This window comes from Polyangium sp. 6x1 (assembly GCF_029946515.1).
GTDB lineage: Bacteria > Myxococcota_A > Polyangia > Polyangiales > Polyangiaceae > Polyangium.
On record NZ_JARZHH010000049.1, the window covers coordinates 1 to 14,159 of the forward strand.

A 14,159-nucleotide genomic window follows, 5' to 3' on the forward strand; every position below is an offset into this window, starting at 1 on the left:
CAAGATCATCTCGGGATCGAAGGAGGACGCGGAGACGGCGCCGGGCGGGGCCGCGGGCGCGGCGGGCGGCGCGGCGGGCCCCGGTGGGCTGCCGCAGGGCGCGGCGAGCGCGTCGGCGGATTCGGCGCTGGCGAAGTACTGCGTGGACTACACGGGCCGCGCGCGCGCAGGCCAGATCGACCCGATCTTCGGCCGTGAGGGCGAGATCCGGCAGATGATCGACATCCTCGGTCGCCGCCGGAAGAACAACCCGATCATCGTCGGCGACAGCGGCGTCGGCAAGACGGCCCTCGTCGAGGGCATGGCGCTCATGATCGTGAACAACCAGGTCCCGCCGATCATGCAGGGCGTGGAGATCCTGGGCCTCGATCTCGGCCTCCTCCAGGCCGGCGCGGGCGTGAAGGGCGAGTTCGAGAACCGGATGAAGCAGGTCATCTCGGAGATCAAGGGCTCGCCGAAGCCGATCATCCTGTTCATCGACGAGGCGCACACGATCATCGGCGCCGGCAACCAGCAGGGCGCGGGCGACGCCGCGAACCTCCTGAAGCCCGCCCTCGCGCGCGGCGAGCTGCGCACGATCGCGGCCACGACGTGGGCCGAGTACAAGAAGTACTTCGAGAAGGACGCGGCGCTCGCGCGGCGCTTCCAGCCCGTGAAGGTGGACGAGCCGAGCGAGGCGGTCGCGACCACCATGCTCCGCGGCCTGCGCCCCAAGTTCGAGGAGGCGCACAACGTCATCGTCTCGGACGAGGCGGTCGTGGCGGCCGTGAAGCTCTCGGCCCGCTACATCTCGGGCCGTCTCCTTCCGGACAAGGCCGTCGATCTGCTCGACACCTGTTCGGCGCGCGTGAAGATCGCGCTCCAGCAGAAGCCCGCGCAAGTCGAGGACATCGAGGTTCGCATCGATACGCTGACGCGCGAGCTCGAAGCGCTGAAGCGCGATCGCGCCGCCGGCATCCGCCTCCAGGAGGAGGAACGCATCGAGGAGCTCGAGGGCAAGATCGCGAAGTCGCAGGTCGAGCTCGAGAACACGCGCGTCGCCTACGACCGCGAGTCCGAGGGCGCGAAGAAGGTGCTCGAGGCGCGCAAGCGCATGGACGAGGCGAAGACGACGGAGGAGAAGGACGCGATCCGTCGCGAGGTCGTCGCCGCGATCAGCGAGCTCCACAAGAGCCAGGGCGAGGTGCCGCTGCTCCGGCCCGACGTCGACGAGGCCATGGTCGCGGCCGTCGTCAGCGCCTGGACGGGCATCCCCGTCGGCAAGATGGTCTCCGACAACGTGAAGGCGCTCGTCGAGATGGAGTCGCGCCTGAACACGCGCATCAAGGGCCAGAAGTACGCCCTCGAGACGGTCGCCAAGGAGCTCCGGGCAGCGCGCGCGGGCCTCAAACCGCAGAACACGCCCCTCGGCGTCTTCCTCTTCGTCGGCCCGTCCGGCGTCGGCAAGACGGAGACGGCGCTCGCGCTCGCGGACATGCTCTTCGGCGGCGAGCGCATGATGGTCACGATCAACATGTCCGAGTTCCAGGAGAAGCACACGACCTCCCGGCTCATCGGCTCGCCGCCCGGCTACGTCGGCTACGGCGAGGGCGGCATGCTGACCGAAGGCGTGCGCCAGCGGCCCTACACGGTCGTCCTCCTCGACGAGTGCGAGAAGGCCGATCCGGACGTGATGAACCTGTTCTACCAGGTGTTCGACAAGGGCATGCTCACGGACGGCACGGGCCTGCTCGTCGACTTCAAGAACACGGTCATCATCATGACCTCGAACCTCGCGACCGATAAGATCACGAACCACGTGGTCTCGGCGTGGGAGGAGAACCGCGAGCCGGTCATCCGCGAGATCTACGAGGAGATCAAGCCGACGCTCTCCGCGCACTTCAAGCCGGCGCTGCTCGCGCGTATGACCGTCGTGCCGTACATCCCGATCTCGCCGGCGGCCCTCGGCGATATCACGCGCCTCAAGCTGAACGCGCTCGTCGATCGCCTGAAGAAGAGCCAGAAGATCGACGCGACGTACTCGGACCGCATGGTCGATCTCATCGCGAGCCGCTGCACCGAGGTCGACACGGGCGCCCGCAACATCGACCACATCCTTCGTGCGTCGCTCCTGCCGATGCTCTCGCAGGAGATCCTCACGAAGATGGCCGAGGGCGTGATGCCGAAGAAGCTCCTCATCGACATCGACGACCAGAAGAACTTCACGGCGACGTTCCCGGAGTGACGGCGTAAGACCCGCTCGGGGTCAAGGCCCCTCTCGCCGTTGGCGAGGGGGGCCTTTTGGTTTCTGGGCCGACGGTTTCGGCAAAAAGCTAGGCCACGCGCCACGCCTTCCGATAAAAAGGAGGGCCATGGCGGCCTCAGCGTCCACCACCTCCTGGAAACGCAAGCGCGCGGCCCTGGCCCTCGCCTCCCTCTCTTTTCTGGGGCTCGGGCTCGGCGCGCTCTCCTCGTTTGCGATCGGCTGCGGCTCCGGGGCCCCGCCGCCCGCGGCAGCGAAGCCGTGCGACGTGCAGATCGTCACGCTTCGCATCTACGCCGCGGACAACATCAACCCGAACGAGAACCAGAACCCGCGCCCCGTCGTCATCCGGCTCTACCAGCTGAAGGACGAGATGCGGATGCAGAACGCGACCTACGACGAGGTCCTCCTCTCCGACAAGGAGGTCCTCGCCGACGACATCGTCAAGATGGACGAAGTCAGCGTTTTTCCGAACGATCTCGTGGAGGTGAAGTTCGAGCGCGCGAAGGAGGCGAGCACGCTCGGAGGCGTCGCGCTCTTCCACAGCCCGAAGGGGCAGAGCTGGAAGACGTTCTACGCGTTTCCTCTGATGCCAGGCGAGGCCCAGTGCGGCGGGCGCGAGAGCGACGCCGGTGCGCAGGCCGACCCCAAGACTGCCTTTTTCGTCGAGTCCACGAAGATCGACAACGGCAGCGAATTCGACGAATCGATGTTCCCGAACGCGACATCGGTCCGCAGGGTCAACCTCCCCAAGGCGTCGGGCGGCAACGCTCCGCCGAAGGCGGCCGCCCCGGCCCCCTAGGGCCGCGCGGCGAGTTCTGATAAGACTGACCGGGCGATATGATCCACCCGCGCAAGCCCGTCTGGACCGAGGGGCTCTTCATGACCCCTCAGCATCTTCAGCAAGGGGACCAGTACCACGAGGCGCTGCTCCAAGCGCGGACCAACGCGCTTTTGAGTTATCCGTGGGGCGTGATGGGCGTGCAATTCGACGAGCGCGCCCTCGCCGCGGGGCAACTCAAGCTCGTCAAGTGTCACGGCTTCTTCCCCGACGGCACGCCGTTCTTCGTCGGTGATCGCGGCGAGGACGTGGTCGAGGCGCGGCCGCTCGAGGGCGTGTTCCCGGCGGCGCTCGAGGCGCTCGACGTCTTCGTGGCGATCCCGAACGTGCGCGAGACGCACCCGAACGTCGCGCTCGATCCGGCGAAGGCGAACCCTGCGATCCGGTTCGTCGCGGCGACGACGACGGTCCCGGATCTGACGACGGGCCGCAACGACACCTCGGTCGTGTGGGCTCGTTACAACCTCCGCATCCTCTTCGGCACCGAGCCGCGCGACGCGTACCAGACCGTGCGGATCGGGCAGCTCGTGCGGGATCGGACGGGCGCGATCGTCCTCAAGAAGAGCTTCATCCCGCCGATCCCGCACATCGGCAGCTCCGACCACATCATGTCGGGGCTGCGTCGCATTCTCTCGGCGATGGTGGGCAAGCAGAAGTCGCTCGCCGAGGGGCGCAGGCTTCGCACGGCGGCGTCGGTCGACTTCCAGTTCTCCGACACGGCGAAGTTCTGGATGCTCCACACGCTGAACGCGTTCATCCCCGCCGTCTCGCACATGGTCGATCACGGCAACGCGCACCCCGAGGATTGTTACATCCTCATCGGCTCGCTCATCGGCGAGCTCTGCACGTTCGCCGCGGACGGCGATCCGACGTCGCTCCCGAAGTTCAACTACCTCGATCTCGAGGGCGTCTTCGAGCCGCTCTTCGATCGCGCGCTCACGCTCGTCTCGAGCGTGCTCGCGGAGAACTACACCGTCGTGCCGCTCGAGAAGCGCGAGGACGGCATGTACCTCGGCAAGTTCGAGGATCCGAAGCTCCCGCGCACGCACGAGCTCTTCCTCGAGGCGAAGGGCGCGGACGAAGCGACGCTGCGCGAGCGTCTGCCGCGGCTCCTCAAGATGGGGTCGTGGACGCAGATCGGTTACATCCTGAACGCAGCCATGCCTGGCGTGCGTGTCGCGGTCGAATACCGGCCCCCGGGTGCGATCCCGGTCAAGCCGGGCGTCATCTACCTCCGCGTCGACCAGGCTGGCGATTACTGGAACGATATCCTCGGCTCTGGCACGATCGCGATCTACCAGCCGATCGACCCGCAGAAGGTCGATCTCCGGCTGATCGCGGTCCAGGGCGGCAAGTGAATGAAGCGCGCGGCTTTTGAGATCATGGGGAGCGCATGAGCCTGTCGCAGTCGATGTATTGGGTCTGCTCGGATGTCCTGTCGCTGATCTTGCAGCTCAGGAACTCGCGGGATCTGCCTGCGCCGGACATCCTTCAGCGCCGCGTCCTGCAGCTCTTCGAGACGATGATGCAGAACGGTCGCGAGGCTCGGATCCCCGAGCAGGACATGATCGACGCGAAGTTCGCGCTCGCGGCCTTCGCGGACGAGGTCATCTACCACTCGAGCTGGCAGGGCAAGACGCAGTGGCTCTCGAACCCGCTGCAGCTTCAGTTCTTCCAGCTGAACACGGCCGGTGATCAGTTCTTCGTGAACCTCGACAACCTGCACGGCCAGCGCAACCGCGCGCACGTTGCACAAATCTACTTCCTCTGTTTGGCCCTTGGCTTTCAGGGGAAATATCGTCTCCGGCACCAGGAAGGGCTCCAGGCGGTGGTGGAGGGGCTCGGCAACTACGTCGCGCTGGCGGAGGGCGGGGGTGATCAGCTCTCGCCGAACGCCGAGCGCAAGGACGGCGGCGGTGGCGCTGTTCGTCGCGAGCTGCCGTATCTCTTCATCGCGATCGGGTTCCTCATCCTGGCGCTGATCGTGATCTTCATCCTTTGGCTCATCATCGGCTCGAACGCCGACTCGACTGCCGAAGCCATCAAGAAGCTGCTGGGCGGCGGCAAGTAGAGCGCCGGGGGGGTTTGCCCCGGACCGAGGGAGACGTTCCATGTGGCTGTGGATCCTGAGCGCGTTGTTCCTCGCCCTGGTCTGGGGCGTATGGTTCATCCTGAGACCCACGGGGCCAGGGCCGAGCGCCGAGGTGTTCCCGACGTGGATCCCGATCGCCATCACGGCCGTCGTGGTCCTCGGGTTGATTGGTCTCGTCGTGTATCGACGGATCCGCGCGGCGCGTGCGGCGCGCGCGCTGGAGAAGGCGATCGCGCAGCAGGCCCAGGAGCAAGCGCTCAACGCGAAGCCCGAGCGGCGCGCCGAGATCCAGGAGCTGCATCGCCAGCTCCAGGAGGGCATCAACGCGCTGAAGTCCTCGAAGCTCGGGGGCGGCACGAACGCGCTGTACTCGTTGCCCTGGTACGTGATGGTCGGCCCGCCCGGCGCGGGGAAGACGACCGCGCTTCGCCACTCGGGCCTCGTGTTTCCGTACCTCGATCCGGCGGGCGGCGGCGTCCGCGGCGTCGGCGGCACGCGCAACTGCGACTGGTGGTTCACGAACGAGGCGATCCTCCTCGACACCGCGGGCCGTTACACGACCGAGGCTGACGACCACGACGAGTGGATGGCCTTCCTCGAGCAGCTCCTCAAGTACCGCCCCGACAAGCCGGTGAACGGCGTCGTCTGCGCGGTGAGCATCTCGGAGCTCGTCGACGCGACGGAGGAGCAGGTCGAGTCGATCGCGAAGAAGGTCCGCGCGCGCATCGACGAGATGCAGTCGACGCTGAAGATGGTCCTGCCCGTCTACGTGATGTTCACGAAGGTGGACCTCGTCTCCGGGTTCGCCGAGTTCTTCGGCGATCTCAAGAAGAGCGAGCGCGGCCAGGGCTTCGGCGCGACCGTCAAGCTCGACGCGAACAAGAGCGAGCCCGGCAAGATCTTCGACGCCGAGTTCGACACGCTCGTCGAGCGCATGCACGACCGCGCGCTCCGCCGCATGGTCACGGAGCGCAGCCGCGGGACGAAGGAAAAGGTCTTCCAGTTCCCGCTCGAGTTCGCGGCGATCAAGCAGAACCTCTCGCACTTTTTGAACGTCGCGTTCCAGCCCTCGAAGACGGCGGGCCTGGCGACGCCGATCATGCGCGGCTTCTACATGACGAGCGGCGTGCAGGAGGGAAAACCCCTCGATCGCGTCCTCGGCACGATGATGAGCGCGTTCGGCCTGCGCCCCGCGATCGCGGACGAGTCGTCGACCGCGGGCGCCACGGAGGCGAAGAGCTACTTCCTCCGCGACGTCTTCATGAACGTCATCTTCCCGGACCAGGACATCGCGGCGCGCACCGCGGCCGAGGTCCGGAGGCGGCGGTTCCAGCGCTTCGCGGCGGCGTTCGCGGCGGCGGCGCTCGCGGTCGTCCTGCTCATCCCGTCGGTGATGTCGTTCGCGAACAACCGCGCGCTCGTGGCCGAGACCTCGCGGATCTCGGGCGAGGCGGCGAACGTGAAGTGGACCGACGGCAGCTCGCCCCTGGAGAAGGTCGACAAGCTCGACAACCTCCGCGCACACGCCCAGCTCCTCGATCAGTACCGCGAGGACGGCGCGCCCGTGAGCTACCGCTGGGGTATGTATCAGGGCGACAAACTCTTCGAGCCGACGAAGGACCAGTACATCGCGTCCTTGCGCGAAGGCTTCATCAAGCCCGTGCGCGCGCGCCTCGAAGAGCGGCTCAACGCGGCGACCGGCGGCAAGTACCTCGAGGAGTACAACGACCTCAAGACGTACCTCCTGCTCGCCGACGAGCACAAAGTCCACCTGCTGCCCGAGTCCGAGACGGCGTGGGAGACGGGCAAGCTCCTGCAGCTCTGGACCGACATCCTGCGTCCGACGACGGACATCCCCGAAGCCGATCTCAAGGCGAAGCTCGCGCCGCACGTGAAGTACTACGTCGACCTGCTCCGCCGCGGCGCGATCCGGGGCGAGGAGCTCGACAAGCGGACTGTGGAGCGCACGCGCGACATCCTCGCCCGCGTCGGCCCGACGCAGCGCTACTACGACCGGTTCGTCACCGCGCTCATCGACGAGAAGTACGACGAGAACGGGCCGAACACGCGCGAGAACATGAAGTATCCGCCCCTCTCGCTCGACGATCTCTTCTCGGATCGCCCCGAGGTGCTGAGCAAGGTGCGGAGCGCCCAGAAGGAGCGCACGAGCAAGTGGTTCGTCGTGCGGGGTCCGTACACGGCGAAGGGCCACGCGCAGGTCGTCGCGAGCCTCGAGGAGGGCATCAAGGTCCTCGATCGCGAGCGCTGGGTCGTGCCGCTGACGCAGGAGGAAGAGCGTCAAGGCGACAAGATCGCGCAGGCCCTCGCGCGCGTGCGGCAGGACTACGACGCGCAGTACATCCGCGAGTGGCTCGAGTTCTTCCGGGACATCTCCGTCGAGATCCCGCCGAACAACAAAGAGGCGATCGAGGAGTTCCGCGTTCTCTCCACGCCGGACTGGCCCTACCAGCGCCTGCTCCGCGCGCTCGAGGACAACACGCAGTTCGACCTGGTGGACAACCAGGCCGAGCAGCAGGTCATGGCCGACGGCGGCGTGCTCGATCAGGTGAAGGAGCGCGTGAAGCGCCGCATCGACTCGTCGTTCAGCACGCGCACCGGGACGACGGGCCGCGTGTCGGACCTCGTCAAGTTCGGCGGCGGCGGCAACGCGGCCGGCCCGTACGATCCGGTCCCGGACAAGTTCCGCTCGATGGTGCGCTTCGGCGTGCCCGAGCAGCAGAAGCCCGCGGCCGAGGGCCAGCCCCCGCCGCCGATGACGCCGGCGGAGCTCTCGAAGTACATCGGCCACCTGGAGCAGCTCGCGGCCGAGATGGGCGGCATCGAGGACGCGCCGCCCGGCGCCAGCACGCAGAACGCGCGCGAAAAGTTCGGCGAGGCCGTGCGCGAGACCGAGAAGCTCCTGCTCAAGATGGACGAGACGGGCCAGGAGCTCATGACGCCGCTGCTCATGAACCCGCTCCGCCAGGCCTACAAGGCCGTCATGCGCAGCGCCGGCGGGTCTGCGAGCGGGCTCTGGGAAGTCGTCGTGTGGCCGCCTTTCCGCGAGAACATCAAGGATCGGTATCCCTTCGATCTCGCGGCGTCGCGTGACGCTTCGTTCGAGGACACGATCGCGTTCTTCAAGCCGAAGGAGGGCATCCTCTGGGGCTTCTACGAGCAGCACCTCAACGACTTCCACATCCGCGTGGGCCACGACTTCGTCCCGAAGGGCGGCCTCGAGGGTCGTCCGAAGCCGGCGAAGCCGTTCACGCCCTTCAACGCGATGCTCTATCCCTGCCTGCACAGGGCACACGAGATCACCGAGGCCCTGTGGCCGAGCGGCGGCGAGAAACCGCAGGTGACGTTCAACGTCAACCTGAAGACGGTGAGCCCGATCGTCAGCGAGGTGCTCTTCGAGATCGACGGCCAGAAGCGCCTGTATCGGAACGAGAAGGAGTTCTGGCACACGTTCACCTGGCCGGGCGAGAAGCAGACCGGCGCGCGTCTTCGCGTGCGCGGCGCTGGCGGGCTCGACGAGGAGCTCGTGCGGGAAGGCCCCTGGGGCATCTTCCGCCTGTTCGAGGCGGGCACGACGACGGCCGAGAAGGACAAGGACAGCGTGTTCACGGTGACGTGGCAGATGACCGCGCCGCCCGTGACGGTGACGATGGAAGTGCGCCCCACCCGCGCCAATCATCCTTTCGTCAACAGCTTCTTCCGCGCGTCCAACTGCCCCCCCAGCATTGGCGACAGCTTCGGCGGCAAGAAGGGCTCTTGAGATGGTGTTCCACAGGCGCCGCGTAGCAGCCTGTGGAATGCCCTCGAAGGGTTCGCCCGCGGCAGCACGCCCCCTTGTAAAAAGAGGGGGTTCGTGTATTTGTGAGCCGGGCCGGTGATGTTCTGGCGAAAGAAGAAGGGTCCCGCGAGCCCCCCGCAGATTGGCTGCTTCGGCAAGCTGCCTGCGACGGGTGATTTCATCCGCTTCAATGCCGGCGGAGACGAGCTCGCGGCGTTCGATCGCTGGCTCGGCGGGGGCCTCGATTTCGCGCGTCGCGCGCTCGGCCCCTCGTTCGACGGCGTCTACCAGCCTTCCGTCGGGCTCTTCATCTTTCACGGCGAAGGCAAAGGCGACGAACCTCCCACGCGCGGCATGGTCGGCGCCTGGGCCGCGAGCGGCGACAACGCGGGTCGTACGTACCCGATGGTCGTTTTTGCTTCGTACGATTATGGCCAGCTCGTGTCGGCCGGCGCGTCGCTGCCGATCGCGCTCTGGTCGCTGCTCGCCTCGTCGTACGAGATCGCCACGAGCGGGCGCACGCTCCCGGTCGACGCGTTCGTCGATCGCGTCTCGCGCATCGTCCCGCCTTCGCTCGAAGACGCGGACGCCGCGGGCGCGGGGTATCGCTCGTGGCTCACCACGCAGTCGATGAAGGCGCTCTGGGAGACGGGCTTCGGCACGGACGCGAGCCGCTTCTGGGTCTTGCAGAACGTCTTCGCGTCGGTCGATCCGTTCCGCGGCCAGGAGAACCCGAAGACGGGTCTCTGCATTCGTCTTCCGCTCGGCGCGGGCGACGCGTACGCGGCGGCCGTGTGGATGGACATGACGCTGCGCCTCGGGGCCTGGAAGAACACGCTGCTCAATGCGTTCTGGGTCCCGCAGCAGACGATGCTGCTGCACCTCGGCCCGCCGCACGTGGGCTCGTTCCGTGAGCTCATCGCCCCGACGGGATATGCCGATCACGTGGTGGAGCTCTGCCGTCCTCCGACGGTCGACGAGCCCACCTCGCGCCGCGCCCTCGGCGTGCAGCTCGACGGCCTCGTGGCGCGCTCGGAGCTCACGATCTCGGGCTTCCTCGAAGGCCTCGGTCAATAACGCGGGCGCGCACGCGAACGGCGCGCGTGTCGTTCGAACCGCGCACACGTGATGCGAACCTGCGCGACCCGCGGGTATGATGCCGTCCATGGCGGCGAGTGACGCGGTAGAGACTGCAAAGAACCGAGTGTCGGCGTTGATCGAGCCGATCTCGGGGGGTGTTGGGCAGGACGTCTCGTACGACGAGCTCTTCGAGGCGATCAAGGCCGAGGTCGACAAGGCGCAGTCCCTCGAGGGCGGCAAGATCGACTGGTCGAAGATCGCGACGAACGCCGAGGAGCTGCTCACCGAGAAGTCGAAGGACTTTCGTCTCGCGGTGTATTACGCGGCGGCGAAGGCACACACGGACGGGATCCAGGGCGCGGTCGATGGGCTCGTGGTCATCAACGAGCTGAACACCGCGTTCTGGGACAAGATGTATCCGCCCATCAAGCGCCCGCGAACGCGCGGCAACTTGATGAGCTGGTACGGCGATCAGGTCGCCGCCGCGGTCGGGACCTTCAGCCCGACGGCGAAGGACGCGGACATCGTCGGCGCGCTCGATCAACAGAGCCGCCAGCTCGACGGAGAGCTCCGGGACAAACTCGGCGACGCGTACCCGGGCATGGGCAGCTTGCGCGAGTCGTCGCGGCGCATGCTCGCGAGTGTCCCGAAGGAAGCGCCTCCGCCGCCGCCGCCGCCGCCGCCGCCGCCGCCGCCTCCGCCTCCGCCGCCGCCTCCGCCGCCGCCGCCGGTCGAGCGCGCGGCGCCGGCGCCTGCGGCCGTGGCGCGCCCTGCGCCGCCGCCTCCTGCGTATTCGGCGCCGGTGGAGACAGCGCCGGTCGAGGTCTCCGTGCCGGATGGGACGGCCATCACGGACCCGGACTCGGCGAACGCGGTGCTCGATCAGGTGAGCACGTTGCTCATGCGCGCGGGCGAGGCGCTGCGCGCGGCCGATCCGTCGAACGCGTTCGCGTATCGCGTCAGCCGCATCGGGCTCTGGCTCTTCTTTCAGCAGGATCCGCCGGCCGAGGGCGGACAAACCTACCTGCCCTCGCCGCCGGATCACGTGCGCGGCGCGTTCGACGGCATGGCCGAGGCGAGCAACTGGGATGGCATCCTCGCGTCGGTCGACGAGGTCGTCTCGGAGCATCGGCTCTGGCTCGATCCGCACCGGCACGTCTCGAACGCGCTCGAGCAGCTCGGGTATGCGGACGCGAAGCTCGCGCATTTGCGCGAGGTGGGACTGCTCTTGCAGCGCGCGCCGACGCTACCGGATCTCACGTTCAACGACGGCGTCCCGCTCGCCGACGATCTCACGAAGGCGTGGATCGACGCCGAGGTTCGTCCGGTCCTCGGATCGGGCGGAGGCGGAGGCGGAGGCGGCGCGGCGGCGGGCGGCGCGCCGGGAGGGAAGGGGTTCCGCGCGCTCGACAAGGCGATCGGCGAGGCGCGAAACCTCATCGAGAATGGCGATCCGCTCGGCGCGATCCAGGCCGTGGCGAAGGTCGCGGGGCAGGCGGTCACGCCGGTCGACAAGTTCCGCGGCAAGCTCGCGATCGCGCAGGTTTGTCTGCAGCTCGGACAGCTCGCGATCGCGCGCGCGCAGCTCGACGGGCTCGAGCGCATGGCGAAGCAGCACAAACTCGACGAGTGGGATCCGGAGCTCTGCGCGGAGCTCTACGGGGCGCTTTACACGGCGCTCCGCGGGTTGAACCAGGGATACGAGGTGAGCGAGGAAGCGCGTAAGCGTGAGAACGAGGCGTTCGAGCGGCTCTGCGAGCTGGATGCCGCCGCGGCCTTCCGCATCTCGGTCACCTGAGCGCCCGCGTAGTGAGAAAGAGCGAACTCGTTCGGAAAGATAACGATGGACGAAGTCGGGGTAGTTTGCGGTATTCTCTGGCCGCCTGTCGAGGTGGGCCCCGACCTGACGGCAATCACGTATTCAACGTAGGGCGGCTCGGAAAGGCCGCTCGGAGCAAGTAGCTCCCAAGCGTAGGGGAAAGGAGCCTTCCGCGATGAAAGAAGGATCAGTCGCGCCGAAAGAACGCGTGAACATCACGTACAAGCCAGCGACGGGGAACGCGAAGGAAGAGGTCGAGCTCCCGCTGAAGCTCCTCATGCTTGGCGACTACACCATGCGCCCCGATCCGACGCCGCTCGAGGATCGGAAGCCCATCAACGTCGACAAGGACAACTTCCAGAAGGTGATGGCTGAGCAGAAGCTCTCGCTCAACATGGCGGTCAAGGATCGCCTGTCGGAGAACGAGGACAACGAGCTCAACGTCAACCTCAAGTTCCGCCGTTTGTCGGATATGGAGCCGGCGGCGATCGCCAACCAGGTGCCCGAGCTGAAGAAGCTGCTCGAGCTCCGCGCCGCGCTCACCGCGCTGAAGGGCCCGCTCGGCAACGAGAAGGCGTTCCGCAACAAGATTCAGACGATCTTGAACGATCCGGCCCAGCGCAACCGGCTCATCAACGAGCTCGGTCTCAAGCAGGGGGAGGAGTAACCGATGGCTTCCGAGCATCAGGCGCAAGGCGGCGCGGGCGTACAGACGCTCGAAGGCGGCAGCCTTCTCGACGACATCCTCTCGGAGACGAAGATGGCTCCGGGCGACGAGGGCTACGAGGTCGCCAAGCGCGGCGTCCAGGCCTTCATCGCGGAGCTCATCGCGCCGAAGCGCGAGGGCGAGAAGGTCGACAAGGCCCTCGTCGACGCGCTGATCGCCGAGATCGACGCGAAGCTGTCGCGCCAGATCGACGAGATCCTCCACCACCCGACGTTCCAGAAGCTGGAGTCGGCGTGGCGCGGCCTGAAGTTCGTCGTGGACCGCACGGACTTCCGCGAGAACGTCAAGGTCGAGCTCTTGAACTGCTCGAAGGAAGACCTGCTCGCCGATTTCGAGGACGCCCCCGAGGTGCCCAAGAGCGGCCTTTACAAGCTCGTCTACTCGGCGGAGTTCGGCCAGTTCGGCGGCCGTCCCTACGGCGCGATCATCGCGAACTACGAGTTTGGCCCCGGCCCGCAGGACATCAGCCTCCTGCAGAAGTGCGCCTCCGTCGCGACGATGTCGCACGCGCCCTTCATCGCCGCGGCCGGCCCGCAGTTCTTCGGCCTGAAGGACTACCTCAACCTGCCGAACCTGAAGGACCTCAAGGCGCTCTTCGAAGGCCCGCAGTACACGAAGTACAACGCCTTCCGCGAGACCGAGGACTCCCGCTACGTCGGCCTCGTGATGCCGCGCTTCCTCCTCCGCCTCCCCTACGGCGCGAACACCGTGCCCGTGAAGGAGTTCAACTACGAGGAGAACGTCATCGGCCAGCACGATTCGTACTGCTGGGGCAACGCCGTCTTCGCGTTCGCGACGCGCCTGGCGGACAGCTTCGCCAAGTACCGCTGGTGCCCGAACATCATCGGCCCGCAGGCGGGCGGCTCGGTCGAGAACCTGCCGCTCCACCAGTACGAGGCGATGGGCGAGATCCAGACGAAGATCCCCACCGAGATCATGCTCACGGAGCGCCGCGAGTACGAGCTTTCGGAGGAGGGCTTCATCGGCCTCACCTACCGCAAGGACTCGGACAACGCGTGCTTCTTCTCGGCGAACAGCGTGCAGAAGCCGAAGTACTTCGGCCAGAGCGAGGAGGGCCGCGCCGCCGAGCTCAACTATCGCCTCGGCACGCAGCTCCCGTACATGTTCATCATGGCCCGCATTGCGCACTACCTGAAGGTGCTGCAGCGCGAGCAGATCGGTACGTGGAAGGAGCGCGCCGATCTCGAGAAGGAGCTCAACGACTGGATCTCGCAGTTCGTCGCCGATCAGGACGTCGTCTCGGCGAGCATCCGCGGCCGTCGTCCCCTCCGCAAGGCGCGTATCATCGTGACCGAGGTCGAGGGCAACGCTGGCTGGTACAAGGTCGACATGCAGGTGCGCCCGCACTTCAAGTACATGGGCGCATTCTTCACGTTGAGCCTCGTCGGCAAGCTCGACAAGGAATGAGCCGTTTCGGCTGATCCCGACAAACGCCGAAGGCCGGCCCGAAAGAGCCGGCCTTCGTGCTTTTGTGCTCTGCTCACCGCCCTTGGCAAAGGCCGCATCGCGGCCTTTGCACCAAAGGTCCAGGGCTGGCCCTG

9 protein-coding genes are annotated in these 14,159 nt (G+C 66.8%); all 9 read left to right on the forward strand.

Annotation, left to right across the window (positions count from 1 at the left end; translation table 11 throughout):
* The coding region (tssH, locus tag QHF85_RS34425; RefSeq protein WP_281331624.1) for a type VI secretion system ATPase TssH at positions 1-2,224 on the forward strand (2,224 nt) is incomplete at its 5' end.
* A 127-nt stretch (positions 2,225-2,351) separates the two neighbouring features.
* A complete protein-coding gene (tssJ, locus tag QHF85_RS34430; RefSeq protein ID WP_281312230.1) occupies positions 2,352-3,044 on the forward strand; it encodes a type VI secretion system lipoprotein TssJ in 693 nt (230 codons plus the stop codon).
* Positions 3,045-3,082: 38 nt separating this feature from the next.
* On the forward strand, positions 3,083-4,441 hold the full coding sequence (tssK, locus tag QHF85_RS34435) for a type VI secretion system baseplate subunit TssK (RefSeq protein ID WP_281331625.1): 1,359 nt from the start codon (positions 3,083-3,085) through the stop codon (positions 4,439-4,441).
* 35 nt (positions 4,442-4,476) lie between these two features.
* Positions 4,477-5,154 carry a DotU family type IV/VI secretion system protein gene (locus QHF85_RS34440; RefSeq protein WP_281331626.1) on the forward strand — a complete coding sequence of 226 codons (678 nt, stop codon included), beginning with the start codon at positions 4,477-4,479 and terminating at the stop codon, positions 5,152-5,154.
* A 40-nt stretch (positions 5,155-5,194) separates the two neighbouring features.
* Positions 5,195-8,953, forward strand: coding sequence for a type VI secretion system membrane subunit TssM (gene tssM, locus QHF85_RS34445; RefSeq protein ID WP_281331627.1), 3,759 nt, complete (start codon positions 5,195-5,197; stop codon positions 8,951-8,953).
* 117 nt (positions 8,954-9,070) lie between these two features.
* Positions 9,071-10,048, forward strand: coding sequence for a type VI secretion system-associated protein TagF (tagF, locus tag QHF85_RS34450; RefSeq protein WP_281331628.1), 978 nt, complete (start codon positions 9,071-9,073; stop codon positions 10,046-10,048).
* 127 nt (positions 10,049-10,175) lie between these two features.
* Positions 10,176-11,849, forward strand: a complete 1,674-nt coding sequence (gene tssA, locus QHF85_RS34455; protein ID WP_281331629.1) for a type VI secretion system protein TssA — start codon at positions 10,176-10,178, stop codon at positions 11,847-11,849.
* 196 nt (positions 11,850-12,045) lie between these two features.
* Complete coding sequence (gene tssB / locus QHF85_RS34460; RefSeq protein WP_136927924.1) at positions 12,046-12,537, forward strand: type VI secretion system contractile sheath small subunit; 492 nt, start codon at positions 12,046-12,048, stop codon at positions 12,535-12,537.
* 3 nt (positions 12,538-12,540) lie between these two features.
* Positions 12,541-14,025, forward strand: coding sequence for a type VI secretion system contractile sheath large subunit (gene tssC / locus QHF85_RS34465; RefSeq protein ID WP_136927923.1), 1,485 nt, complete (start codon positions 12,541-12,543; stop codon positions 14,023-14,025).
* Positions 14,026-14,159: the final 134 nt, after the last annotated feature.